The sequence below is a fragment of the Roseinatronobacter alkalisoli genome, assembly GCF_028745735.1.
Taxonomy (GTDB): domain Bacteria; phylum Pseudomonadota; class Alphaproteobacteria; order Rhodobacterales; family Rhodobacteraceae; genus Roseinatronobacter; species Roseinatronobacter alkalisoli.
On sequence record NZ_JAQZSM010000003.1, the window covers coordinates 268,020 to 292,465 of the forward strand.

Consider the following 24,446-nt stretch of genomic DNA (forward strand, 5'->3'; position numbering starts at 1 on the left):
CATGACCCGCACTACCCCGATCAAAGTCATCACTGCCAATGCGCTGCTGGAAGGCGATGTCGTCTGGCTGTCCCACGATGGGAACTGGACCCGCCATCTGGCAGATGCTCTGCCTTTTTCCGATCCGGAACAGGCGGACGCCGCGCTGCAACAGGCAAGCCAGCGCCATGACGAAGTGGTGGGTTGTTACCTGGCCGATATGCGCCTTGGCGCATCAGGGCTGGAGCCAACCCATTTCCGCGAAGATTTTCGCCGCCGTGGCCCGTCAAACTATGCCCATGGCAAGCAATCGCAAGGATAAGCATCATGTATCAGTATGATGATTTCGACCGCACCTTTATCGCGGAACGCAACCGGCAGTTCCGCGCACAGGTGGAACGCCGCATCGATGGCAGCCTGACAGAGGAAGAATTCCGTCCCCTGCGCCTGATGAATGGTCTGTATCTGCAATTGCACGCCTATATGCTGCGCGTGGCCATTCCCTATGGCACACTCAGTTCCGCGCAATTGCGCCAGCTTGCCATGATCGCCACACGCTGGGACAAGGGGTATGGGCATTTCACCACGCGCCAGAACATCCAGTATAACTGGCCGCGCCTGAACGATGTGCCTGACATTCTGGATGCGCTGGCTGAAGTTGGCCTGCATGCCATTCAGACATCGGGCAATACCATCCGCAATGTCACCTCAGACCAGTTCGCCGCTGCTGCTGCGGATGAAATCGAAGACCCGCGCCCCTATGCGGAACTGATCCGCCAATGGTCCACGGACCACCCGGAATTCCAGTTCCTGCCGCGCAAGTTCAAGATCGCCATCACCGGCAGCCCCAATGACCGCGCTGTGACCAAGGCGCATGATATCGGGTTGCGCATGGTGCAGCGCGATGGTGAAACCGGGTTCGAGGTGATCGTGGGCGGTGGCCTTGGGCGCACCCCGATGATCGGCAAGGTGATCCGCGACTTTCTGCCAGTGGCGGATTTGCTGCCCTATCTGGAAGCGATCGTCGGCACCTATAACCTGCTGGGACGGCGCGACAATAAATACAAGGCCCGCATCAAGATCACCGTGCATGAAAACGGGCTGGAGAAGGTGCGCGATCTGGTTGAAGCGCAGTTTGCCGCGATTGCGCCGCAGTTTGATGCGGATGCCGCCGCCGCGCAGCTTGCTCTGCTCAAGCAGCAATTCGCAGCACCCGAGTTGCCGCCGCGCGATGACGCGCCCTATCAGGCGGCCTATCGCAGCAATGCGGTGTTCCGCGCATGGGCAGACACCAACCTGCACCCGCATCGCGTGGCAGGCTACAGCATTGTCACCATCAGCCTGAAACCGCATGGCGGCACCCCGGGCGATGCGACCGATGCGCAGATGCAGCTTGTCGCGGATCTGGCCGAACAATACGCGCAGGGTGAAATCCGTGTCAGCCATGAACAGAACCTCGTTCTGCCTCATGTCGCGCAGGCGGACCTGCCTGCGCTGCATGCCGCATTGCGCACGGCAGGGCTGGCCACGGCGAATGTGGGGCTGGCATCCGATATCATCGCCTGCCCCGGCATGGATTACTGCGCATTGGCCACGGCGCGGTCAATTCCGGTTGCCCAGCAGATTGCTGAATCTGTCGATTCATTGAAGCTGGAACATGATATCGGCCCGCTGAAGATCAAGATTTCGGGCTGCATCAACGCTTGCGGGCATCACCATGTCGGCCATATTGGCATTCTGGGGCTGGACCGCGCAGGGGTTGAAAATTATCAGATCACGCTGGGCGGCGATGGCACGGAAGATGCGGTCATCGGCACGCGCACTGGTCCGGGTTTCGCCTATGATCAGATTGTCCCTGCGATCGAACGAATTCTGCAGGCCTATCTGGTGCTGCGCCGTGACCGCGCGGAAACCTTCCTGCAAACCTATCGCAGGCTGGGCGCGGAGCCATTCAAGACGGCCCTCTACGAGACGGAGCAGGTCGATGCTGCATGATCTGAGCGCGCTGAACAATCGCTTCGGCGATGATGCCGAAGCGGGCCTGCGTTTCGCGCTGTCCGGGGCACTGGGCCGGGTGGCGCTGGTGTCCAGCTTTGGCGCGGAATCGGCCGTGTTGCTGCATCTGGTGTCGCGCATCGCACCCGAAACGCCAGTGCTGTTCATCGACACGCTGATGCTGTTTCCCGAAACGCTGGCCTATCAGCGGGACCTGGCAGCGCGGCTGGATCTGCGCGATCTGCGCACCATCACCCCTGACCGGGCGGCACTGTTTGAACGCGACCCTGACAATCTGCTGCACCGCGCCGACCCCGATACCTGCTGCGCGCTGCGCAAGGCCCAACCGCTGGAAGGGGCCTTGCAGGGTTTCGATGGCTGGATCACCGGGCGCAAACGCTATCAGGGCAGCACACGCAGCGACCTGAACATGTTTGAACGTGACGGGGATCACCTGAAAATCAATCCGCTGGCCGGGTGGACCCCCGCAGATATCGCAAATTACATGGACCGCCATGATCTGCCGCGCCACCCGCTGGTCGCGCACGGATACCTGTCCATCGGCTGCGCGCCCTGCACAGCCCCTGTCGCCACTGGCGAAGACCCGCGTGCCGGGCGCTGGCGCGGACAGGACAAGGTGGAATGCGGCATCCATATTGCAAATGGCCGCGTCATCAGAAGGCAGGCATCATGACCATAATTGTCACCGATACGGGCTTTGGTCCCGAAACATTCACTGGCACATGGGCCGATCTGGCCCCCGACGCCAGTGATGACGCGCTGCATGAAGCACTGGCGCAGAACAGCGCCATCCGCGTTCAGTTTCCCGCCTTCAGCGACGGGCGGGGCTTCACCCTTGCGGCGCGGCTGCGGCGCATGGGGTTCAGCGGGCGGTTGCGCGCGCAGGGGCATGTTATCGCCGACCAATACGCAATGGCCCGCCGGTCGGGTTTTGACGAGGTTGAAATCAGCGCCGAACTGGCCACCCGCCAGCCAGAATCGCAATGGCTGGCGCGTGCGGACTGGCGCGCGAATGATTACCGCCGGAAGCTGCGGCGCGCTGGGTGACGCGCAGACCCGCTTGATTCTGATGTGAAGCAACCGTTGGAAATGCCAAAGGCGCGGAACAAAGGCCGCAAGGCTGGCCCGCGCCACCGGCGGGCCGTCCCGCGGCCTGCCGGTTTTGCTGGTGCTGATTCATGCCTTGGATGCCGGGGTATGGAGCTTGCATAAAGTGAACTTCTACTACGCCGGACCGGCAGACCCCGGCCCGCCGGTGGCGCGGGCTTTCAGCAAACGCGCCCTGCAGCGCCCCCGAAAAATCACCGCGCGCCATAGCCCCCGGCGGTCGGCGTGATCAGGCAAATCGCATCCCCCGCGCGCAATACTGTCTGATCACAGGCGGCCAGCACCCTGACCTGGCCGTCGGTCTGGCGGATTTCGGTGCGCCCGACCTGCCCGTCACTGCCCCCCGCCACACCGCGCGGGGGGGCTTTACGATGGGATGACAGAATGGCACAATCCATCTGTTGCAGAAACCGGATCACGCGGCGCGTGCCATCGCCCGCGCACCATTTCCCCTGCCCGCCGGACCCGTCGCGCAGGCTGAACTCTTCCAGAAGCACGGGAAAACGCTGTTCCAGAACCTCCGGGTCGGTCAGGCGCGAATTGGTCATATGGGTATGCACCCCTGATGTGCCATGAAACCCGCGCCCGTCATTCATGACCCCCGCAGGCGCACCGGAACAGATGGTTTCGTAATACTGATACTCTGCATTCCCGAACGTCAGATTGTTCATCGTCCCTTGCGCATTGGCCATAACCCCCAACGCGCCGAACAGGGCATTGGTCACATGCTGGCTGGTTTCCACATTCCCCGCCACCACTGCGCGCGGATAGCGCGGCGCCAGCATGCAGCCATCCGGCACAATAATACGGATCGGGCGCAGGCAGCCTGCATTCATGGGAATAGGCGCTTCCACCATCACCCGGAAAACATACAGCACCGCCGCGCGCGTCACGGGTTCCGGCGCGTTGAAATTATCCGCCAATGCAGGTGACGTACCGGTAAAATCAACCACGGCTTCGCGCGCGTCCCGGTCCACACGGATGGCCACCTGAATGCGCGCGCCGGTATCTGTGTCATAGCTATAGCTGCAATCCGACAGCCGGCCCAGAAGACGGCGCACTTCCTCGGCGGCATTGTCCTGCACATGGCCCATATAGGCCTGCACCACATCCAGCCCGAAATCACCCACCATGCGCCGCAATTCCGCAGCACCGCGTTCATTTGCGGCAACCTGCGCTTTCAGATCCGCGATATTCTGAACGACATTGCGCACCGGATAGGGATGATCGCACAGCAGATCACGCAGTGCCTGTTCCCGGAACCGCCCCCCTTCGACCAGCTTGAAATTATCGATCAACACGCCTTCTTCATCGACAGTCGTGGCCAGCGGGGTCATGGATCCCGGTGCCGTGCCGCCCACATCGGCATGATGCCCGCGCGAGGCGACCCAAAACAACACAGTCTTGCCATCTTCATCAAACAAGGGCGATACGACAGTAATATCGGGCAGATGCGTGCCACCATTATAAGGCGCGTTCAGCGCATGCACATCACCGGGCCGGATGTCGGGGTTCAGGCGGATCACGGTTTCAACGGACCGGTCCATCGACCCCAGATGCACGGGCATATGCGGCGCATTGGCCACCAATGCACCGGTGCTGTCGAACACCGCGCAGGAAAAATCCAGCCGTTCCTTGATATTGACGGAATGCGCTGTGTTTTGCAGCGCCAGCCCCATCTGTTCGGCGATATTCATGAACAGGTTGTTGAACACTTCCAGCAGGATCGGATCCGCCTTGGCCGATCCAGCGACTGCAGCGCGTTCTGCCACCATGTAGCGGCGCAGCAGAATATCATCCCCGGCCCCAAGTTCCGCGCGCCAGCCCGGTTCGACAACGATTGTCTGGTTGGGTTCAATGATCAGTGCGGGGCCGGTGACACGCGCACCGGGCTGCATGTCACCACGCCGGATCACGGCTGCGCGGTGCCATTCCCCGGCCGCATAAAGGGGGGTGTGGTCAGTCGCCGGGGCGTCATGTGACTGTCGCTGACGTGCCGCCGCCGCCGGGCCGTGCGCGCGGTTCTCTGTGCCCTCAACCTCTACTGTTTCCACGGTCAGGGGTTTGTCGGGGCTGCTGAATCCGAACTGCGCCTTATGCGCAGCATCGAACGCTTCGCGCACAGCAGCAATATCGCCATCATAGGCCAGGATGATCGCGGAATCCGTGCCGCTGTAGCGCAGATGCAGCCGCGCGCTCAGCGTGAAATCCGCCACGCCCTGACGGGACAGCGCCTGCGTCACTTCAGATTCCAGATCGCTCAGCAGATTTGCAATTGTATCGACGCTGCCCTCATCCAGTTCCTGAACAAGCCCCTGCTGGCGGCTGACCGACACAGTTGCCAGACCAATACCATAAGCCGACAGCAACCCCGAAAACGGGTGAATAAGCGCGGCCTTCATGCCCAATGCATCAGCCACGGCGCAGGCATGTTGCCCCCCGGCCCCACCGAATGAATTCAGCAGGTACTTCGTCACATCATAGCCGCGCTGCACGCTGATTTTCTTGACGGCATTGGCCATGTTTTCAACGGCGATGCGCAAAAACCCCTCGGCCACCTGTTCGGGGGTTTTCCCTTCGCGCGCACCGATTTCGGCAAATTGCGCCGCCACTGTGTCGCGGTCCAGCTTCTGGTTCTGCTCAGGGCCGAAAATGGCTGGAAAATAATCCGCGTTCACCCGCCCCAGCATAAGATTGGCATCCGTCACTGTCAGCGGCCCGCCACGCCGGTAACAGGCCGGGCCGGGATCTGCGCCCGCGCTGTCAGGACCGACACGGAAACGCCCGCCATCGGCATGCAGCACTGACCCGCCACCCGCAGCCACCGTATGAATGCGCATCATCGGGGCGCGGATGCGCACACCGGCGACTTCAGTATCAAAGGCGCGTTCATATTCCCCCGCGCTATGGGCAACATCTGTGCTGGTTCCACCCATGTCGAACCCGATCACGCGGTCAAACCCGGCGACGCGTGCGGTCTGGACCATGCCCACCACACCGCCCGCAGGGCCGGACAGAATGGCGTCCTTGCCTTCGAACGCATCAGCGGCGGTCATGCCGCCCGATGACATCATGAATTGCAATGTCGGCCCCGCCACACCGGCAGGCGTTGCGCCAAGTGCATCGGCCACGCGCGCCACATAGCGCCGCAATATCGGCGACAAATAGGCATCCACCACTGTCGTATCGCCGCGTCCGATCAGCTTTATCAGCGGGCTGACCTCATGGCTGACAGAAACCTGGGTGAACCCCATGTCGCGTGCCATTGCGGCCACAGCAATTTCATGGGCGGGGTTTTTCCACGCATGCATGAACACAATCGCCACCGCATCAAACCCGTCATCGCGCAGCGCCTGCAATGCAGCGCGCACGCCGTCGCGGTCCAGCGGTGTTTCCACTTCACCACTGGCGAACAGCCGTTCGTCAATTTCCGCAACCTTGTCATAGAGCTGGTCGGGCAGGATGATATCCTTGGCGAAAATATCCGGGCGTGCCTGATAAGCCAGCCGCAGCGCATCGCGGAACCCGCGCGTGATCAGCAGCGCGACGCGTTCGCCCTTGCGTTCCAGCAGCGCGTTTGTGGCAACTGTCGTGCCCATCTTGACCGTGCCGATGCGCGCGGGGTCAACCGCGCCCCCCAGCAGGCGGCGGATTCCTTCGATTGCGGCATCGTCATACTGCTCGGGGTTTTCGGACAGCAGTTTCAGCGGGTGCAGCCCGCCATCTGGCGCACGCCCGATCACATCGGTAAAGGTGCCACCACGGTCAATCCAGAAATCCCATTTTGCCGCTTGCGTGACGTCCGAATCTGACACTGCCCACCCCTTTATCCGCACCGGATTGATGGCGCGATTACACGCGCGACACCACCGGGATGCAAGCCAAAAGGCCCCGGTTTTCACCAGGGCCTTTTCGTTATTTCAGATCGTGTTCAGCGATCAGATCAGCTGCGGTCTTTCAGTGCTGCGCCCAGAATATCGCCCAGCGATGCACCGGCATCGGAAGAACCGTATTGTTCCACGGCTTCTTTTTCTTCCGCGATCTCGCGCGCCTTGATCGACAGGCCGATGCGGCGGGTCTTGCTGTCCACAGATGTGACACGCGCATCAACCTTGTCGCCGACCTGGAAACGCTCGGGGCGCTGGTCTGCACGCTCAAGGGCCAGATCCGAACGGCGGATGAAGGATTTCATGCCGTTGAATTCAACCTCGATGCCACCTTCTTCGATGGAACTGACAGTGCAGGTCAGGATCGAGCCGCGTTTCACGCCTTCGACCGCATCGGAGAAGCTGTCGTTTTCCAGTGCTTTAATCGACAGAGAGATACGCTCTTTCTCAACATCGACATCCGCCACAACGGCCTGAACCGTGTCGCCTTTGCGGAAGTTCTGGATCGCATCTTCGCCGCGCTGGTCCCAGCTGATATCGGACAGGTGAACCATGCCGTCGATATCGCCTTCCAGACCAACGAACAGACCGAATTCGGTGATGTTCTTGATCTCGCCTTCGATCTCGGTGCCGGCGGGGTGGGTTTCGGCAAACACTTCCCACGGGTTGCGCAGGGTCTGCTTCAGGCCCAGCGACACGCGACGCTTGTCGCCGTCGATTTCCAGAACCATGACATCGACTTCCTGGCTGGTCGAGACGATCTTGCCGGGATGCACGTTCTTCTTGGTCCAGGACATCTCCGAGACATGGACCAGACCTTCGACACCGGCTTCCAGTTCAACAAATGCGCCGTAATCGGTGATATTGGTCACGCGGCCCTGATGCACCGAACCCAGCGGGTATTTCTGGCCAACCGAATCCCATGGATCGGCCTGCAGCTGCTTGATGCCCAGGCTGATGCGGTGGGTTTCCTTGTTGATCTTGATGACCTGCACCTTGATCGTTTCACCGATGGTGACAACTTCCGACGGGTGGTTGACGCGACGCCATGCCATGTCGGTGACGTGCAACAGGCCGTCAACACCGCCCAGATCAACAAACGCACCATATTCGGTGATGTTCTTGACCACACCATCGGCGATCTGACCTTCGGCCAGCTTGGCGATGACTTCGGCGCGCTGTTCTGCGCGGCTTTCTTCCAGAATCGCGCGGCGCGACACAACGATATTGCCACGGCGACGGTCCATTTTCAGGATCTGGAATGGCTGCTTCAGACCCATCAGCGGGCCTGCATCGCGCACGGGGCGCACATCGACCTGGCTGCCGGGCAGGAACGCCACAGCACCGCCCAGATCGACAGTGAAGCCACCCTTGACGCGGCCAAAGATCGCGCCTTCAACGCGGTCCTGGTCGGCATAGGCTTTTTCCAGACGGTCCCAGGCGGCTTCGCGGCGGGCTTTTTCACGGCTGATGACAGCTTCGCCACGGGCGTTTTCGACACGCTCCAGGAAAACTTCGACATCATCACCAACAGCTACCTGCGGGGCTTCACCGGGGCTTGCAAATTCTTTCAGCTCGACGCGGCCTTCCATTTTGTAGCCGACATCGATAATGGCCTGACCTGCCTCGATGGCGATCACACGGCCAATGACAACACTGCCTTCGGCAGGGGTGTCCATTTCGAGGCTTTCAGCGAGCATTGCCTCGAATTCTTCCATGGTTGCTTTAGCGCACATTCAGATATGGTTCCTTTTTCATCATGTTTCTGGCCTGACGGTTGACTCCGCCGGTCTGTGGACTGGGATCAAAAGGACCACATCAAGGTCGGTTCAGAACGCGCAACAAACACAAAGGGTCGTGGCTTGCGCCCGACCCTGCCCGTTCAGAATGTGACCTTTGGCCTTCTTGATTGCCGGTTTCCTAGCGCCAGCACCGTGTTTGCGCAAGTGGGTAATGTCCAAATCGGGCAAAACAAGTGGTGTTTTGCCGCAATTTCAGGGATTACAGGCCCGGTTTCCCGTCAATCCTGCGCCAGAAGGGTTTTTACACGCTGCGCTTCCTGCGCCATGCCCCAGGGCGGATTCACAACGACCAGCCCCGCGCCCACCATCCGGTGCCCCTGCCGTACAGGGGGAAATGCAATCTCGAACACTGCGGCATCGGGGTGGTCTTGCCCGATGCGCGCCAGCATCGGTCCATGCATACCCGCCTGCAGAACCGGATACCACAGCATCAGCACCCCCACATTCCACTTGCGTCGCAGATCGCCCAGCAATTTGGGCAGGCGCGCGTAATCTTCCTTCACTTCATAGGAGGGGTCGATCATCAGAACACCGCGGCGTGGTGTCGGTGGACAGATGGACATTGCCATGTCCAGCCCGTCTTCATGGCGCAAATGCGCGCCGGTCCCCGCCATGGTCGTGCGAAGGGCGGCAAATTCGCGCGGGTGCAGTTCGGCCAATGCCATGCTGTCCTGCGCGCGCAACAAGGTGGCGGCAATCAGCGGCGATCCGGGATAGGCATTTTCGCCATGGCGCGCATGGATGGCATTCAGCGCCACGCGGTACGGATGATCCGGCGCAAACCGCGCCTGCATCCGCGTGATCCCTGCTGCTGCCTCGCCGGTTTTCAGCGCCTCGGGCGCATCCAGCGCATAAAGCCCGCGCCCCGCATGTGTTTCAAGATAGCTCAGCGGTTTGTCCTTGGCCGTCAGATATGCCAGCACCCACGCCAGAAGCGCGTGTTTATGCACATCAGCCAGATTTCCGGCATGGTAGATATGTTGATAGGACAGCATGCGCCCGTCTTGCACTGAATTCAGGGGGCGTTCAATGCCTCAACCGCAGCGCGCATCAGTTCCCATGCGAAACACAGCTGTCCTGAAGCCCCTGACAGGCCAGGAAAACCCCGCTCATGCCATTGGCGTCATTCAGGCCGATTTCAAACGCGCCTGCTGCCTCATCGGCTTGCGGACCATAGAACCCACCCTGAACCGTGCCGCCCGCCACGGCACCATCAAAGGTGAAAGTGCTGGTATTTGTGGCGGCGAACTGGCCGGTCTGCTGGTCGATGGTGACATTGTTGAACCCCGCACGCAGGTCCGTCGCACTGTCGCGCAATGTGCCGTTCAGTGTGCCGGACATCAACGCGCTGTCGAAATTGACCGTAAGCGCGATACCTCCTTCGGCAATACCCCCTTCGCCATTGACGATGGCACCGGCCATGAAATGACCGCGATAATCCTGCACACCTTGCGGCATTGCTGGCAGTGTCGGCGCGCTGGCTGGTGCGGATTGATAAAGCCGGTGATAGGAATGCGTGATCTGCCCGTCAGTGGCGTGGTCCAGCCGCAAACTACCCGCATAGGCATACTCACCTGCCATGCGCCCTTCAAGAGTGGCGGTTTCCAATGTGCCTTGCGGACCACCGACAACACGGCAGCTTGCGCCGGAATAATCCACGCAGATCACCACCATGTCCTGCAACGCGCCATCTTCGAACTGAAACTGAACTTCGCCGGACTCGCGCAGCGTTGCGAAAACCCGCGACGTGCCCTCCTGCGCGTCGGTGCCCTGACTCAGGACGCTGGTGGAACTGCGCGTTGCCGCGGGCGCACCGCCACCACTACTGCCACCACCACATGCCGAAAGAACGGTCGCAGACCCCATCAGGGCCGCGACGAAAAAATGCCTGCTCATAACCTGCCTCACTCGAAAATTCGCGTCTTTTTCGCGCGTTAGAACATAGAATCCGCGCGCGCCTGCCGAAAGTCAATGCGCGGGTCACGACAGCACTGTGCAGTGTTGCAAGGACGACTCAGATATCGTGGGGACGATCTGCGCGCGACGTGTGACGAGCCGCCTGCGTATGCTCTGAACGGGCGACATTGCCTGAAGCATTGCCTGAAGCAGGGTGTTGCGGGGATGCACAAAGCCCGCGCCAGCGGTGGGCCGGTCCGGCGTTGGCGGGGTTCACTTTATGCAGGCGAAATACTCCGGCATCCAAGGCCTGGTACGCCACCGGCGTCATCGGCAGGCCGCAGGACGGCCCACCGATGACGCGGCGGCTTGCGCCCTTTTGCTCCGTGCCAAAGCATCCCCCCCGGCACCTCGCTTCACGCCGAACTCAACATGCCCTTGCGGTTTCACCTGACGCCCGCACAATCCAGCCCGCAGGTGTGCAACCCTATCCCGCTTCTCTCTCACTCGGGCGCAGCGCCAGCCAGATCAAGGCCCCACCTGCCAGCACAAGAAAGGGCAGCATCGCCATATTGACCAGCTGCCAGCCGGTTTCGGCTGTTCCCCCCGAACAGTTCATCAATGTCCCCGAACTGAGCGAGGCCAGAAACACGCCGCCAAAAACGATCATGTCATTCAGCCCCTGCACGCGCCCGCGTTCTTCCACCGAATAGGATGCGGTCAGCATGGATGTCGCGCCGATAAAGCCGAAATTCCACCCGACACCCAGCAGGATCAGCGCGATATAGAACTGCTCCAGTTCCACGCCGGACATGGCAACGGCACCTGCACCGGCAAGAATGACCAGCCCAAGCCCCACGATATTGCGCGCCCCGAAGCGGGCTATCAGATGGCCGGTAAAAAACGACGGCGCATACATCGCCAGAACATGCGCCGACACAATATTGGCCGCATCCGATGTGGCAAACCCGCATCCCACCACTGCCAGCGGTGTGGATGTCATGACAAGGTTCATCAGCGCATAGGACACGGTGCCGCAAATGATGGCCACGGCAATCACCGGCGTTTGCAGCATTTCGCGCCGCGACCGCCCTTGCGGCAGGCTCAGATCCGGTTTCGCAGGGGTCGGAATGTCCAGCATGCTCAGCAGCGCCATGCCCGCAAGGTTCAGAACGATAACCCCCAGATATGTCGCCAGAAACGGCACCGGCATTGCTTCGGCGGTGAAGGACACCAGTTGCGGCCCGAACACCGCCGACAAAAGCCCGCCCGCCATGACATAGGAAATCGCCTTGGGGCGGAATTCGGGGCTGGCCATGTCGGTCGCGGCGAAACGGTAAAACCCGTTGGCGGACATATATACACCCGTCAGCAACGACCCCAGCAGGAACAGCGTGAAACTGCCAAGCATCAGCGCATAGGCCCCGATGGCAGCCCCCACGGCCCCTGCCCCGCAAGCAACCCAGAACCCCGCACGCCGCCCGTAAGCCTGCATGAACCCCGACAGCGGCGTGGCCGTCAGCATCGACCCCAGCACGATCAGCGAAATCGGCAATGTGGCCCAGCACGGGTTGGGCGCCAGCATCTGCCCGGCCAGCCCGCCAATGATGAAAATCACCGGGAGCTGCGCGCCCACAACCGCCTGCGCGGCCACAAGCACGATTACATTGCGCTTTGCGCGGGCATCATCATGGGTTGCAATCATGTCTGTCATACGCGCAGGATTAGCCAATCACTGTGCCAAGGAAAAGGGGAATTTTACATGTGCACCAGTTTGTCGCGCAGGCGATCCTGATGGTCGGGCGCATTCTGACATCAGACGATTGCATGGCCGAAGGGGCCGCTTGGCTGGCCGCCAATGAGCCGCGCTTCGCCCATGCGCTGGCCCTGACCGGACCGCCCCCCCTGCGCAGACGCGATGACGGGTTTGCCCAGCTTCTGGAAGCGATTGTCAGCCAGCAGGTCAGCACCCATGCCGCCCGCGCCATCTGGGGCCGGATGGTGGATGCGGGCCTGACCAACCCCGCCGCTGTGCTGGCCGCCGATGATGTGACCCTGCGCGCGCCGGGCCTGTCGGGGCAGAAAATGCGCTATGCCCGCGCGCTGGCCGCGGCAGGCATTGATTTCGACGAACTCCGCACCCTGCCCGACGCGGACGTGACCCGCATACTGGTCGAAGTGCCCGGTATTGGCCGCTGGACGGCGGAAATCTATGCAATGTTCAGCCTGGGCCGGGCCGATGTGTTTGCCCCTGCCGATCTGGCCTTGCAGGAATCCGCGCGCCGCCTGTTCGGCCTGCCCGACCGCCCGCGCGAAGCCGCATTGCGCCATATGGCCGCTGACTGGTCGCCATGGCGCACGGTTGCAGCGGGGTTACTCTGGGCTTATTACCGCGTGGAAACCGACAGGGAAGGCATTCTATGACCCGCATTCTGACATCTGCCCGCAAAGGTGCGCCCAAGGGGCAGGCAAAATCCGCTGTGATTTTCGTGCATGGCTATGGCGCGGATGGCGCCGATCTTCTGGGGCTGGCCGACCCGCTGGGGCCGCATATGCCGGGCACGGCCTTCTATGCCCCCAACGCGCCCGAGCATTGCACAGGCAACCCGATGGGGTTTCAGTGGTTCCCCATCCCATGGCTTGACGGCTCAACCGAGGAAGCGGCGCTGACAGGCCTGCAGGCCGCTGCAAGCGATCTGGATGCCTTCATAGATCAGGTACTGGCGGATGAGGGGCTGACGCCGGATGCGCTGGCGCTGGTGGGCTTTTCCCAAGGCACGATGATCAGCCTGCATGTGGCCCCACGCCGCAACGAGGCGCTGGCCGGGATCGTGGGCTTTTCGGGGCGGCTGATGCAGCCTGAACATCTGGTAGATGACGCCCTGTCGCACCCGCCTGTCCTGCTGGTCCATGGCGATCAGGACGAAGTCGTGCCCCCGCAGTCATTGTCAGAGGCCGCAGACGCCCTGACAGCAGCAGGGTTTGAAACCTATGCGCATGTGTCCAAAGGCACCGGCCACGGCATCGCCCATGACGGGCTGTCCCTCGCCCTGTCCTTCCTGCGCGACAAACTGCCGGGATAACGGGGGCCGCAGGGAATAAAGCCCGCGCGATCGGTGGGCCGGGGCCTGCCGGTCCAGCGTTGGTGTAGTTCACTTTATGCAGGCGGCATATTCCGGCATCAAAGGCTTGGCGTGTCGCTGGCAAAATCGGCAGGCCGCGGGACGGCCAGACCCGTGGCGCGTTTTCCGGGCTTTCGCCGCGCCACTGGCGCGACGGTCCCTTCAAACCCTGCGGCCTTTGTTCCGCGCTGTTTGGGAATTTCCGACACCCGATTCATACCGCCCCGATCCGGCGCAGTCTCCCGTCCGGGGGAATTGCGACGACTGACCAGCTTTGCGGCCTGAAACACTATCGGGATATTCACCAAGCCCGCGCCAGCGGTGGGCCGGGGTCTGCCGGTCCGGCGTTATAGAAGTTCACTTTATGCAGGCTCCATATTCCGGCTTTCAAGGCTTGAATCAGCACCAGCCAAACCGGCAGGCCGCGGGACGGCCCACCGGTGGCGCGGCGGCCTATCGGCCTTTGTTCCGCGCTGTTTGGGTGCGCTAAGGGGCGCCATTCCAAACAACTAATTTCGCAAGCGCCGCCACTCCTCCAGAAGATTGTTAAATTCAATATCACCCAGTTTGGCTTTTGGCCAATGCGCGGGCCAATTGCTGCCGTCCGGTCCAGAACCATCGGCTAGTGTGACGCTGCCATCGCCAAAGCAAAGTTCAAGTGTGCATCTGTCCTCAATCTCCGCTGTCAGGTGGCAATTGCGAAAAGCCAGTCCCTTTTCGCCTTTGTCACCATCATGAAACAAGTCAGGCCATCGGCACTCATGGAAATGACTGAAGCCATCGAATAAACTACCCCGCATGATGGCTCCGGAGAATTGACTTCCAATGAAGGTAGTTCGCTTTCGTGGATTCCCTCTGAATTTGATATGTGCATCGATCAATTGCGCATATTGAAATCCAGCAATGCCTGCATCATAACTTGTGAATCTTGACGAAGGGTCATCGTCCTTGAAAAACTCGAATGTGCTACGATCAAGTATAGCGCCGGTGAAGTCCGCACCTAGATTTGCACGAACGAAGCTGGTTTCAGCTGCTGACGCACAGTAAAAATATGTATACAACAGATTTGCGCGATCAAATTTGACACCGTTCAGAAGTGCTGAGTCTAACCAGCTGCCCCTCATGTTTGCATCAGAAAAGTCCAAACCCGTCAAATCCACCCGCCGCAAATCTGCATCAGACAGATCAAGCTTGTACCGCCCATCAGGTGCGGGATGGTTTTCCTCAATTGCAATCTGGCTGCCCGTCCGACGACCAATAACACGCAAGGCCAGTTCAATATCGGCCCTTGGCTTGGGACTGTTTCCGGCCCAGTGTAGGGCGAAATCGTAAAAGTCTGGACCGGCATAGTCGGCTTTAGCGGAATTCTCCGCGAACGCCTTTGTCAGTGAAGAACGTTTTTCTTCATCCTTATCCTTTATCGGCGCATTCTCTTTAATATACGCACACAAAATTTCCATCACCCGCACATGATCGCGGCCCTTGTCATGGCGCGTGGAATCCTGCGCGATGCGTTCCAGCGACAGGATCGCGCCAATGCGGACTTCGATATTTGGTTCCGATGTTTCCTGCGTTTCCCCGTCAATGATCTTCTTGACGACCTTCTCCGCCCCCAACTGCTCAACCGCTTTGTTGATGCGGTCGGTCATGTGGCCTTCTTTCTGGAACATCACTGTCTGATGTTTCAGCACTGTCCCCCAGATGACAAAAGGCGCGCCCAGCAGGGCCACGACAAGGCCGCCGACACCCAGCGATACCTCGCCCCCTGCGAATATGGTCCTGCCCAGAACGACAAAGGCAGACACAAGCGCCAGAACAAACAGCACCGCCACCACCACGGTCAGAAGCGGTCCCAATGGCCGCGCCACACGCCAGTTGGGGTCATCGCTTACCCCAAGCCAATCGGTCAGGGTGGCATTGGGTCTGGTGTCTTTGGTCATCGAAAATCCCGCCCCTGCAATCGCACCAGCCTATGCCAGCGCAGGGGGCGGGGCAAGCGCGGGGGTCAGGGGGTGACGACCTCGCCTGCGTCAAGGCGCACCACGCGGTCCATGCGGGCGGCAAGCTCCATGTTATGGGTGGCAATCAGCGCCGAAAGCCCGGTGTCGCGCACCAGTGCCATCAGCGCGCCGAACACCTGATCAGAGGTTTCGGGGTCCAGATTGCCTGTCGGTTCATCGGCCAGCAACAGGCTGGGTTCATTGGCCAATGCGCGGCAGAACGCCACGCGCTGCTGCTCGCCCCCCGACAGGGCCGCAGGCCGGTGATCGGCACGCGGGCCCACACCCACACGCTCCAGCAGATCGCGCGCGCGGGCCTCTGCCTGTGCTTTCGCCACGCCATTGGCCAGTTGCGGCAGGATGATGTTTTCCAGCGCCGAAAATTCCGGCAACAGATGGTGGAACTGATAGATGAACCCCACCTGCCCGCGCCGTGTGGCCGTGCGCGCATGATCGCCCAGCCGTGTCATATCTGCGCCGTCAATGACGACCGCGCCCGTATCAGGTGTGTCCAGCAGGCCCGCGATATGCAACAGCGTGGATTTGCCTGCGCCCGAAGGCGCGACCAGCGCCACCACCTCACCCCGGTCCAGCGACAGGGACGCCCCGCGCAGCACCGCCACTTCATTGGGACGGCCGGGGTTATAGGTCTTGGTGATGTCGCGCAGCGAGAGGGCCTGATCATTCATAGCGCAATGCCTCTACCGGGTTCATGCGGGCCGCGCGGCGCGCCGGGAAAATGGTGACAATGAACGACAGCGACAGCGACAGGCCCACGGCTTTCAGCACATCTTCCAGCCGCAACTGCGCAGGCAGCGCATAGATACCGCGGATGGAGGGATCCCACACACCGCCCCCCGACATGTAATTCACGAAACTGAACACTGTGTCGATATAGATGGCGAACAGGCAGCCGAGCGCCACCCCCGCCACTGTGCCCAGCACCCCGACAGAGGCCCCGCAGATGAAGAACACCCGCAACACCGACCCTTCCGACAGGCCCATAGTACGCAGGATGCCAATGTCGCGGCCCTTGTTCTTGACCAGCATGATCAACCCCGAAATGATGTTCATCGCCGCAATCAGCACCAGAATGGACAAGATCACAAACATCACGTTGTCTTCCACATCCAACGCGCGCAGGAATGACCCGGCAGAGTCGCGCCATGTCCACAGCATCACCCGTTCGCCACCTGCGCGCAGCAGATCCAGACGCAGCGCATCCACCTGGTCGGGATGGGTGACCATCACTTCCAGCTCATCCGCCACACCGTCGCGGTTGAAATATATCTGCGCTTCGTCAAAGGGCATATAAAGCCGCGTGCGGTCGATATCATAGCGCCCGGCAGTGAAGATATAGACCACCTCATAGGCGGAAATGCGCGGGCTGGTGCCAAATGCCGTGCGCACCCCGTCCGGGGAAATAACGCGCACTGTGTCGCCCAGCGCGACATTCAGTTCGCGCGCCACACCGGACCCGATGGCCACCCCTTCGGGAAAGCGCTCAATATCACCCAGCGCCTGTGTGGGGTCGGCCACGCGCGGAATGGTGCGCAGGTCGTCATGGGCAATGCCGAACACCTCCACCCCGGAATTGCGGCCATGCGCGGACACCATGACCTGCCCCTTGATCAGGGGGGCCACGCGCGTCACCCCGCGCACTGCGGCAACGCGTTCAGCCATCTCCTGATAATCGTCGATCACGCGACTGGTGCGGCCCGTATCATCGACATGCACGGAGGAATAGACCGTCACATGCGCATTCGCGCCCAGAATGGTGTCCACGAATTCCGCCCGGAAACCGGACCGCACCGACAGCGTGGCAATCAGCGCGAACACCGCCAGCATGATGCCAAGGAAGGAAATGACCGTCATCACGCTGACGCCCCCTTCGGCACGGCGCGCGCGCAAGTAGCGCCAGGCAATCATCCATTCAAACGGGGCGAAAGGGGCTGTGTGTCCGGTCATGCGGCGTCCTGCTGCGAATTTGAGGCAACCTCATAGGATTGGCGTGCAAGGTCAAGCGCAAAGCGCACCCCTCTCGCGGGCGTTACGCGGGTGTGAAGGGCTGGACAGGGGGTATCGCGTTGGGGCAGGCTGTGACGTGGATTTGAGGGATCAGGAAGATTTCCGAGTTGATTGATTTTATCAGGGATGAAGCAACAGTGCTGCAAGCGCTTGCGGCAATGGCTGCGCTGGTTTTGTTTGTCTGGGGAATGCTCTGGGGCCTTGGGCGGTTTGTCAGATGGCTGTGGGTAACGCCAGCCCCTGCCAAGGTGGACGCGACCATCACCTATGCCGACAACCAGACACGCCTGACCCTGCCCGACTTCATCCGCATCCGCCGCGATCTGAAGGCCGAGATACTGGAAGAACTTGGCCGGACCGATGTGGTCGAGGAACGCGCGCAGCTTCAGGCCCGCATCGACGAGTTGACCGCCCAGATCAACGACCCCGAAAGCGCATTTGCGGCAGAGCGCAAGCGTCTGGCCGATCTGGAAGCGAGGCTGCTGCGCGAGGGCAATGAACTGGGCGCAGACCGGTTGCAGGCGGCGATTGATGCGCTGCGTCAGGGCGATACCGATCTGGCAGAGGGTATCTTTTCCGAAATCGCCGAGAGAGAGGCGATGGCCGTGCAACGCGCCGCGCGCGCGGAATTCGGCCTTGGCGAAATCGCCGAAGGGCGCGTGGACTGGGCCAGTGCCGCGCGCCACTATGCCCGCGCCGCCGATCTTGACCCCAGCTATGACAGTTTGGGCAAGGCAGGAAAACTTCTGTTTCATGCAGGCCAGTATGAGGCCGCGCTGGCGGCAAACAAGACACTCGTCACCCTGTCGCAACAGGAACATGGCCCGCGCGACCCGAAAACCGCCATTGCCCTGAACAATTACGCGGAATCACTGAAATCACTCGGCCACTATGATCAGGCTGAACCCCTGCTGCGCGATGCACTGGCGATTGGACGCGAAACACTGGGCGATCGACACCCCACTGTGGCGACCCGCCTCAACAACCTCGCGTTGTTGCTGTGGGCGACGGAGCGGCTTGATGAGGCCGAGCCGCTGATTCGTCAGGCGCTGGAGATTGATCGTGAAGCATTGGGCAGCCGACACCCTGCTGTGGCTATCGACCTCAGCAACCTCGCGGGATTGCTACAAGTGACAGAGCAGGTTGACGAGGCCGAACCACTCTATCGTCAGGCGCTGGAAATTGATCGCGACGCATTGGGAGAGAGGCACCCCGTAGTGGCTATCACCCTCAACAACCTCGCAGCATTGCTGCAGGCAACGGGGCGAACTGAGGACGCCGAGCCACTCTATGGTCTGGCGCTGGAGATTTCCCGCGAGACACTCGGCGACCGGCATCCCGATGTGGCGACACGGCTCAACAACCTCGCGGGGCTACTGCGCAAAACGAACCGCGCCGGTCAGGCGACGCCGCTTTATCTGGAAGCCTTGGGCATTTCTCGCGCGGCATTGGGCGATGCCCATCCCGACACCCAAACCACTGCCCGCAACACCCTGCGCCACCTGCGCCAGCACGCCCCGGACCACCCTGACTTGTCCGCGCTGGCTGCGGTATTCGACGCCCCCCTTCCCGAAGGCGGGTGAATGTCCTAGCCTGTCCCCCTTTTCAGCGGAGTCGCGCCATGTATGCCAAGGGCAGCCTAACCTATACCCCGTTGCCATTGCCTGACCGGGTGCAGAAACCCGATGATCAGGCGCTGGCCGATGCCCGCGCCTTTTGCGATTATATGAAGAAGCGCCATTCCGTGCGCGAATTCGATCCCCGCCCGGTGCCCGAAGCGATCATCGCCGCCTGTATAGAGGCCGCGGGCACCGCGCCTTCGGGGGCCAATCATCAGCCCTGGCATTTCACCGCCATTTCCGACCCCGCCATGAAGGCCCGCATCCGCGACGCCGCCGAGGACGAGGAACGCGCCTTCTACAATGGCGGGGCCAGCGATGAATGGCTGGCAGCCCTTGAACCCATCGGCACCGGGGTTTCAAAGCCGCATCTGACCGAAGCGCCCTGGCTGATCGTGGTCTTTGCGCAGCGCTATGGCGTCACACAGGATGGTGAGCGTTACAAGAATTACTATGTCCCCGAAAGCGTGGGCATTGCCACGGGACTGCTGATCACCGCGCTGCATCAGGCCGGACTGGTCTGTCTGACGCACACGCCCAATCCGATGAAATTCCTGCCCGGTCTGTGCGGACGCCCCGCGCAGGAAAAACCCGTGATGATCCTGCCCGTGGGCTGGCCCGGTGCGAAAGCGACAGTGCCAGCCGTGGCCAAGATCAAGAAACCCTTGGACGAGATCATGAGCGTTTTCCGCGCACCCTGACCGGGCGGCGTCAGAATTTCAGCGCGTGATGCAGGATGACGGGGACGACCAGTTCTTCCTCATCCAGCAGATGCCGGTTCAGGAAACGTTCAAACCCGTCCAGTTGCGCCAGCATGCGCGCGGCATTGGCGCGGGTATCGGCGGATTTGTCGCCAAGCCCGCGCAGATGGGTATTGGCCGCATCGGTCAGCGCGGCCAGTTCGCTGTCCAGCGCGTGATGGTCGGCATCCAGCAGGTCGAACCCTTTGGCAAGGCGTGGTTCCGCCGCTGACAGGGTGGGGAAATAATGCGCATCTTCGATCTGATGATGGCCATGCAGTTCATTGATCAGAAACCCGCCCAGACGGGCAGTCTGCCGGCCATGCGCCCGCGCATCGCGCCCCTTGTCGATAAACGCGCGCGTGTCGCCCTGCCATTGCGCCAATGCCTGCCGGAACATCATGTGACGTTCCAGCCAGAAGCGCGTCAGCCCGTCGAAATTGCGGTGGCTTTGCCAGATATCGCGCGGGTATTGCTCCAGCAACATGCGCAGGGCATCTGGCAAGCGGTCGCGATGCGTCAGGCTGTCATCGCTCATGAATAAATCTGCGCCAGTCGGTCAATAGCCGCTTCCGGCGACAACTCTTCGCTTTCGCCCGTGCGGCGGCTGGTCAGTTCCACGACGCCCTTGGCCAGCCCGCGCGGCCCGACCGTCAGCCGCCATGGCAGGCCGATCAGATCCATCGTGGCGAATTTCGCGCCCGCACGCTCGCTGCGGTCATCATAAAGCGGCTCCAGCCCCCGCGCGACAAGCGCCTTATACAGGCCGTCACAGGCTGCATCAGCTTCTGCATCGCCCTGCTTCAGGTTGACAATCGCCGCATGGAACGGCGTCACCCCTTCCGGCCAGATGATGCCGCGTTCATCATGGTTGGCCTCAATGATGGCGCCCAGCAGGCGCGACACGCCAATGCCGTGGCTGCCCATATGTACCGGCACACGTTCCCCGGTATCAGTGACAACCGTGGCCCCCATCGCTTCGGAATATTTGGTGCCGAAATAGAATATCTGGCCCACCTCTATCCCGCGCGCAGTACGCCTGCGCTCTTCGGGAACCTGTGCGGTGAACACCGCGTCATCATGGGTTTCATCGGTGCGCGCATAACGGCTGGTGAATTCTTCCAGCACCGCCTGACATTCCGGCACGGAATCGTAATCCACCGCGCGGTCGCCGAATTTCAGATCAGTGATTTCACTGTCATAAAACACTTCCGACTCGCCGGTTTCCGCCAGGACCAGGAATTCATGCGTGTAATCGCCCCCGATCGGCCCGCCATCGGCGCGCATCGGAATGGCCTGCAGGCCCATGCGTTCATAGCTGCGCAGGTAGCTGACCAGATGGCGGTTATAGGCATGCAGCGCCGCGTCCTTGTCGATGTCGAAATTATAGCCATCCTTCATCAGGAATTCGCGGCCCCGCATGACACCGAAACGCGGGCGGATTTCATCGCGGAATTTCCACTGGATATGATACAGCGTCAGCGGCAAATCCTTGTAGCTGCCGACATGGGCGCGGAAAATATCAGTGATCAGTTCCTCATTGGTCGGCCCATACAGCATGTCGCGCCCGTGGCGGTCCTTGATGCGCAGCATTTCTTCGCCGTAATCATCATAACGCCCTGACTCGCGCCACAGATCCGCCGATTGCAGCGTGGGCATCAGCATGGGAATATGGCCTGCGCGAACCTGTTCTTCATGTACGATCTGTTCGATACGTTTCAGAACCCTGAACCCCAGCGGCAACCATGAATAAATGCCGGCAGCGGCCTGTTTGATCATGCCCGCGCGCAACATCAGACGGTGGCTGACGATCTGCGCTTCGGACGGGGTTTCTTTCAGGACAGGCAGGAAATAGCGGCTCAGGCGCATCGGGGGCCTCTCTCGGTGTGACATTTCCCGACGGGTTTAGGCGAGACTGCGTGCAGGGGCAAGGTGGCGATCACGACTTGCGCGCGGCATGAACGAAATCGCGGCTGGCATTTGCGCAACGCCTGACGCGTGCGCACAGCCTCGTGACTTGATTTCCGGAACCATTTTGCAGCATACCCGTTTCAAATATTGAATATGTCCTGAGAGGCTGAAAATGACGAAATCATCCCTGACCCGACGCAGCGTCTTGTCAACTGCGGGCGCATTCGCGCTTGGCGGGCTGGCAATGCCGTCTGTGCTGCGCGCCCAGACGCAACCGGATTTCGAAGCGGAATCGAATGTCCGCACGGCCAAACGTAATGTCATGGGCTTTCGCAACCATCACTGGCGTGATCATTTCCAGAACCTGCGCAATGGCGCAATTCTGTGTGACACCTATTCGCGTGCCCTGCATTACTGGTCGGAAGATGAAAGCATCTATCTGGCGCATCCCTGTTCGGTCCCCATGTCCGAGGAATTCACCCGCCGTGGCCTGACCGAAGTTACGCTGAAGCGGTTTGAACCCACATGGATTCCAACCCCCAACATGCGCCAGCGCGACCCCAGCCTGCCTGCCCGTGTCGAAGGTGACGACCCCACCAACCCGCTGGGCACCCGCGCCATGAACCTGAGCTGGCAATATTACCGCATTCACGGCATCGACAACCCCGCGAAAATCGGGCGTCGCGCATCAAACGGCTGTTTCGGCCTGCTGAACCAGCATGTCGAAAACCTGTTTGAACTGGTGAAGATCGGCACACAGGTCCGCGTGATCTGATACTGCGCCAATGACGGAAATGAAAAGCCCGCCCGACAGGGGCGGGTTTTTTTGTGGGCTTGTGCGGAATCCCTTGGGGCGAGTATGGTATCGGGAGGGGGTGCGAACCCGGTTTGAACTGGCTGCTGAAGTTTTCCAAGGCGCGGAGCAAAGGCCGCAGGCCGCCGCGCCATCGGTGGGCCGTCCCGCGGCCTGCCGGTTTCGCTGGTGTCTTGCCAGGCCTATGAACTCAGGATTGTGGAGCCTGCATAAAGTGAACTTATCCCACGTCGTACCGGCAGTCCCCGGCCCACCGCTGGCGCGGGCTTGGTGCCTGACCCAAGGTCCGTTTCAGCTCATCTGATCCACAAAGGGAATGCTCCGCCCCGATCTTACCCTGCACGGCACTCGTACTATCTGCCATAATGCGGTCAAAAAAGCCCGCCAACTGCGGCGGGCTTTTGATGTCTGAATGTTCGGCGGTGGCGCTGCCTTAGCGTCCCCGCGACCGGATCAGCCCCACAATCTCGCGGGTCTGGTCCAGAACCGGTTCGGCAATCGCATGGGCACGTTCAGCCCCAACCCCAAGAACGCGGTCAATCTCTGCCACATCCTGCATCAGGCGCTTCATCTCGGCGCTGATGGGGGTAAGCTTCGCGACCGCCAGATCGGCCAATGCGGGTTTGAACGTGCCAAACCCCTGCCCGCCGAACTGCGCCAATACCTGCGCCGGTGTCACATCCGCAAGGGCGGCATATATATTCACCAGATTGCGCGCTTCTGCCCGCCCGTCCAGGCCGTCAACGGTTTCCGGCAGTGGCTCAGAATCGGTGCGGGCCTTACGGAATTTCTGCGCAATCGCATCGGCATCATCGGTCAGGTTGATGCGCGACTGGTCCGACGGGTCGGATTTCGACATCTTCTTCGTGCCATCACGCAATGACATCACGCGGGTTGCCGCCCCTTCAATCACCGGTTCCACAACAGGGAAGAAATCCACCCCGTAATCATGGTTGAACTTGATCGCAATGTCGCGCGTCAGTTCCAGATGCTGTTTCTGATCCTCGCCCACAGGCACATGCGTCGCGTGATAAGCCATGATGTCAGCGGCCATCAGATTGGGATAGGCAAACAGGCCCACGCTGGCTTCTTCGGCGTGTTTGCCTGCCTTGTCCTTGAACTGCGTCATCCGCCGCAACCAGCCCATGCGCGCCACGCAATTGAAAATCCATGCCAGTTCCGCATGCGCGGGCACCTGACTTTGGTTGAACAGGATGGAACGCGCCGGATCGACCCCCGATGCAATGAATCCCGCCGCCAGTTCGCGCGTGGCATGGCGCAGCTTGCCGGGGTCTTGCCAGACGGTAATCGCATGCAGATCGACCAGACAATAGACTGTTTCAATCCCTTCATCCTGCGCGACGGCAAAACGCTTCAGCGCGCCCAGATAATTGCCCAGCGTCAACCCACCCGAAGGCTGGATGCCAGAAAATATCCGTTTCGGGAAAACCTTGGCCGGGGCGTCGGACATGTGATGGCTCCATACTGGAAAAGATGCTGGGCTTGGATTAGCCTTCGCCTTGGC

Annotated in this window: 21 protein-coding genes; 9 read left to right on the forward strand and 12 right to left on the reverse strand. The window is 60.9% G+C overall.

All coding sequences use genetic code 11. The features are described from left to right. The first annotated feature begins 1 nt into the window (after position 1). The 4 genes from PUT78_RS05495 to PUT78_RS05510 are packed head-to-tail and all read left to right on the forward strand — an operon-like array spanning position 2 to position 3,042. Positions 2-301 carry a DUF2849 domain-containing protein gene (locus PUT78_RS05495; RefSeq protein WP_274351170.1) on the forward strand — a complete coding sequence of 100 codons (300 nt, stop codon included), beginning with the start codon at positions 2-4 and terminating at the stop codon, positions 299-301. A 5-nt stretch (positions 302-306) separates the two neighbouring features. After that, positions 307-1,974 (forward strand): nitrite/sulfite reductase, encoded by a 1,668-nt coding sequence (locus tag PUT78_RS05500; protein WP_274351171.1) that lies wholly within the window; start codon positions 307-309, stop codon positions 1,972-1,974. Beyond that, a complete protein-coding gene (locus PUT78_RS05505) occupies positions 1,964-2,668 on the forward strand; it encodes a phosphoadenylyl-sulfate reductase (RefSeq protein WP_274351172.1) in 705 nt (234 codons plus the stop codon). Before PUT78_RS05500 ends, PUT78_RS05505 begins: the two co-directional genes overlap by 11 nt. Beyond that, entirely contained in the window at positions 2,665-3,042 is a 378-nt protein-coding gene (locus PUT78_RS05510; protein ID WP_274351174.1) for a DUF934 domain-containing protein, read from the forward strand. The genes PUT78_RS05505 and PUT78_RS05510 overlap by 4 nt, the downstream gene beginning before the upstream one ends. A gap of 254 nt (positions 3,043-3,296) precedes the next feature. Here the strand turns inward: PUT78_RS05510 and PUT78_RS05515 are convergent, their stop codons facing one another. The 5 genes from PUT78_RS05515 to PUT78_RS05535 all read right to left on the reverse strand — a co-directional run bounded on the left by PUT78_RS05515 (position 3,297) and on the right by PUT78_RS05535 (position 12,401). Beyond that, positions 3,297-6,917 (reverse strand): hydantoinase B/oxoprolinase family protein, encoded by a 3,621-nt coding sequence (locus tag PUT78_RS05515; RefSeq protein ID WP_274351175.1) that lies wholly within the window; start codon positions 6,915-6,917, stop codon positions 3,297-3,299. Between the two features lie 128 nt (positions 6,918-7,045). Beyond that, complete coding sequence (gene rpsA, locus PUT78_RS05520; protein WP_274351176.1) at positions 7,046-8,725, reverse strand: 30S ribosomal protein S1; 1,680 nt, start codon at positions 8,723-8,725, stop codon at positions 7,046-7,048. Between the two features lie 284 nt (positions 8,726-9,009). Further along, positions 9,010-9,786 carry a 23S rRNA (adenine(2030)-N(6))-methyltransferase RlmJ gene (gene rlmJ, locus PUT78_RS05525; RefSeq protein ID WP_274351178.1) on the reverse strand — a complete coding sequence of 259 codons (777 nt, stop codon included), beginning with the start codon at positions 9,784-9,786 and terminating at the stop codon, positions 9,010-9,012. Between the two features lie 55 nt (positions 9,787-9,841). Further along, complete coding sequence (locus PUT78_RS05530) at positions 9,842-10,687, reverse strand: transferrin-binding protein-like solute binding protein (protein WP_274351179.1); 846 nt, start codon at positions 10,685-10,687, stop codon at positions 9,842-9,844. A 487-nt stretch (positions 10,688-11,174) separates the two neighbouring features. Next, a complete protein-coding gene (locus PUT78_RS05535; RefSeq protein ID WP_274351181.1) occupies positions 11,175-12,401 on the reverse strand; it encodes an MFS transporter in 1,227 nt (408 codons plus the stop codon). 80 nt (positions 12,402-12,481) lie between these two features. Here PUT78_RS05535 and PUT78_RS05540 point away from each other — a divergent pair, with 80 nt between their 5' ends. Continuing rightward, positions 12,482-13,111: a DNA-3-methyladenine glycosylase family protein gene (locus PUT78_RS05540; RefSeq protein ID WP_274351247.1), complete on the forward strand. Its 630-nt coding sequence runs from the start codon at positions 12,482-12,484 to the stop codon at positions 13,109-13,111. Then, positions 13,108-13,770, forward strand: a complete 663-nt coding sequence (locus PUT78_RS05545) for an alpha/beta hydrolase (RefSeq protein ID WP_274351182.1) — start codon at positions 13,108-13,110, stop codon at positions 13,768-13,770. The genes PUT78_RS05540 and PUT78_RS05545 overlap by 4 nt, the downstream gene beginning before the upstream one ends. Positions 13,771-13,868: 98 nt before the next feature. On the opposite strand, the gene PUT78_RS05550 is transcribed toward PUT78_RS05545, so the two are convergent. The 4 genes from PUT78_RS05550 to PUT78_RS05565 all read right to left on the reverse strand — a co-directional run bounded on the left by PUT78_RS05550 (position 13,869) and on the right by PUT78_RS05565 (position 17,777). Then, positions 13,869-14,114, reverse strand: coding sequence for a hypothetical protein (locus PUT78_RS05550; protein WP_274351184.1), 246 nt, complete (start codon positions 14,112-14,114; stop codon positions 13,869-13,871). A gap of 204 nt (positions 14,115-14,318) precedes the next feature. Then, positions 14,319-15,749 (reverse strand): pentapeptide repeat-containing protein, encoded by a 1,431-nt coding sequence (locus PUT78_RS05555; RefSeq protein WP_274351185.1) that lies wholly within the window; start codon positions 15,747-15,749, stop codon positions 14,319-14,321. Positions 15,750-15,814: 65 nt separating this feature from the next. Further along, on the reverse strand, positions 15,815-16,498 hold the full coding sequence (locus tag PUT78_RS05560; protein ID WP_274351186.1) for an ABC transporter ATP-binding protein: 684 nt from the start codon (positions 16,496-16,498) through the stop codon (positions 15,815-15,817). Next, positions 16,491-17,777 (reverse strand): lipoprotein-releasing ABC transporter permease subunit, encoded by a 1,287-nt coding sequence (locus tag PUT78_RS05565; protein ID WP_274351188.1) that lies wholly within the window; start codon positions 17,775-17,777, stop codon positions 16,491-16,493. Before PUT78_RS05565 ends, PUT78_RS05560 begins: the two co-directional genes overlap by 8 nt. Positions 17,778-17,944: 167 nt before the next feature. Between PUT78_RS05565 and PUT78_RS05570 the strand changes: the two genes are divergently transcribed. Together PUT78_RS05570 and PUT78_RS05575 are read left to right on the forward strand one after the other, a co-directional pair. Beyond that, positions 17,945-19,420 (forward strand): tetratricopeptide repeat protein, encoded by a 1,476-nt coding sequence (locus tag PUT78_RS05570; RefSeq protein WP_274351189.1) that lies wholly within the window; start codon positions 17,945-17,947, stop codon positions 19,418-19,420. A 38-nt stretch (positions 19,421-19,458) separates the two neighbouring features. Further along, positions 19,459-20,157, forward strand: a complete 699-nt coding sequence (locus PUT78_RS05575) for a nitroreductase family protein (protein ID WP_274351190.1) — start codon at positions 19,459-19,461, stop codon at positions 20,155-20,157. 10 nt (positions 20,158-20,167) lie between these two features. Here the strand turns inward: PUT78_RS05575 and PUT78_RS05580 are convergent, their stop codons facing one another. Together PUT78_RS05580 and proS are read right to left on the reverse strand one after the other, a co-directional pair. Further along, complete coding sequence (locus PUT78_RS05580) at positions 20,168-20,734, reverse strand: hemerythrin domain-containing protein (RefSeq protein ID WP_274351191.1); 567 nt, start codon at positions 20,732-20,734, stop codon at positions 20,168-20,170. Continuing rightward, positions 20,731-22,065, reverse strand: coding sequence for a proline--tRNA ligase (proS, locus tag PUT78_RS05585; protein WP_274351192.1), 1,335 nt, complete (start codon positions 22,063-22,065; stop codon positions 20,731-20,733). The genes PUT78_RS05580 and proS overlap by 4 nt, the downstream gene beginning before the upstream one ends. A 214-nt stretch (positions 22,066-22,279) precedes the next feature. On the opposite strand from proS, the gene PUT78_RS05590 reads away from it, so the two are divergent. Further along, on the forward strand, positions 22,280-22,882 hold the full coding sequence (locus PUT78_RS05590; RefSeq protein WP_274351193.1) for a L,D-transpeptidase: 603 nt from the start codon (positions 22,280-22,282) through the stop codon (positions 22,880-22,882). Between the two features lie 472 nt (positions 22,883-23,354). Here the strand turns inward: PUT78_RS05590 and trpS are convergent, their stop codons facing one another. Next, complete coding sequence (trpS, locus tag PUT78_RS05595; protein WP_274351195.1) at positions 23,355-24,392, reverse strand: tryptophan--tRNA ligase; 1,038 nt, start codon at positions 24,390-24,392, stop codon at positions 23,355-23,357. Positions 24,393-24,446 lie beyond the last annotated feature (54 nt).

What these genes read in the sequence shown, in the direction of transcription:
- PUT78_RS05510 (WP_274351174.1), top strand. Translation starts at nt 2,665, where the DNA reads ATGACCATAATTGTCACCGATACGGGCTTTGGTCCCGAAACATTCACT.
- PUT78_RS05505 (WP_274351172.1), top strand. Translation starts at nt 1,964, where the DNA reads ATGCTGCATGATCTGAGCGCGCTGAACAATCGCTTCGGCGATGATGCC.
- PUT78_RS05545 (WP_274351182.1), top strand. Translation starts at nt 13,108, where the DNA reads ATGACCCGCATTCTGACATCTGCCCGCAAAGGTGCGCCCAAGGGGCAG.
- trpS (WP_274351195.1), bottom strand. Translation starts at nt 24,392, where the DNA reads ATGTCCGACGCCCCGGCCAAGGTTTTCCCGAAACGGATATTTTCTGGC.
- PUT78_RS05495 (WP_274351170.1), top strand. Translation starts at nt 2, where the DNA reads ATGACCCGCACTACCCCGATCAAAGTCATCACTGCCAATGCGCTGCTG.
- PUT78_RS05575 (WP_274351190.1), top strand. Translation starts at nt 19,459, where the DNA reads ATGTATGCCAAGGGCAGCCTAACCTATACCCCGTTGCCATTGCCTGAC.
- PUT78_RS05590 (WP_274351193.1), top strand. Translation starts at nt 22,280, where the DNA reads ATGACGAAATCATCCCTGACCCGACGCAGCGTCTTGTCAACTGCGGGC.
- proS (WP_274351192.1), bottom strand. Translation starts at nt 22,065, where the DNA reads ATGCGCCTGAGCCGCTATTTCCTGCCTGTCCTGAAAGAAACCCCGTCC.
- rlmJ (WP_274351178.1), bottom strand. Translation starts at nt 9,786, where the DNA reads ATGCTGTCCTATCAACATATCTACCATGCCGGAAATCTGGCTGATGTG.
- PUT78_RS05530 (WP_274351179.1), bottom strand. Translation starts at nt 10,687, where the DNA reads ATGAGCAGGCATTTTTTCGTCGCGGCCCTGATGGGGTCTGCGACCGTT.
- PUT78_RS05535 (WP_274351181.1), bottom strand. Translation starts at nt 12,401, where the DNA reads ATGACAGACATGATTGCAACCCATGATGATGCCCGCGCAAAGCGCAAT.
- rpsA (WP_274351176.1), bottom strand. Translation starts at nt 8,725, where the DNA reads ATGTGCGCTAAAGCAACCATGGAAGAATTCGAGGCAATGCTCGCTGAA.
- PUT78_RS05500 (WP_274351171.1), top strand. Translation starts at nt 307, where the DNA reads ATGTATCAGTATGATGATTTCGACCGCACCTTTATCGCGGAACGCAAC.
- PUT78_RS05565 (WP_274351188.1), bottom strand. Translation starts at nt 17,777, where the DNA reads ATGACCGGACACACAGCCCCTTTCGCCCCGTTTGAATGGATGATTGCC.
- PUT78_RS05580 (WP_274351191.1), bottom strand. Translation starts at nt 20,734, where the DNA reads ATGAGCGATGACAGCCTGACGCATCGCGACCGCTTGCCAGATGCCCTG.
- PUT78_RS05555 (WP_274351185.1), bottom strand. Translation starts at nt 15,749, where the DNA reads ATGACCAAAGACACCAGACCCAATGCCACCCTGACCGATTGGCTTGGG.
- PUT78_RS05560 (WP_274351186.1), bottom strand. Translation starts at nt 16,498, where the DNA reads ATGAATGATCAGGCCCTCTCGCTGCGCGACATCACCAAGACCTATAAC.
- PUT78_RS05540 (WP_274351247.1), top strand. Translation starts at nt 12,482, where the DNA reads ATGGTCGGGCGCATTCTGACATCAGACGATTGCATGGCCGAAGGGGCC.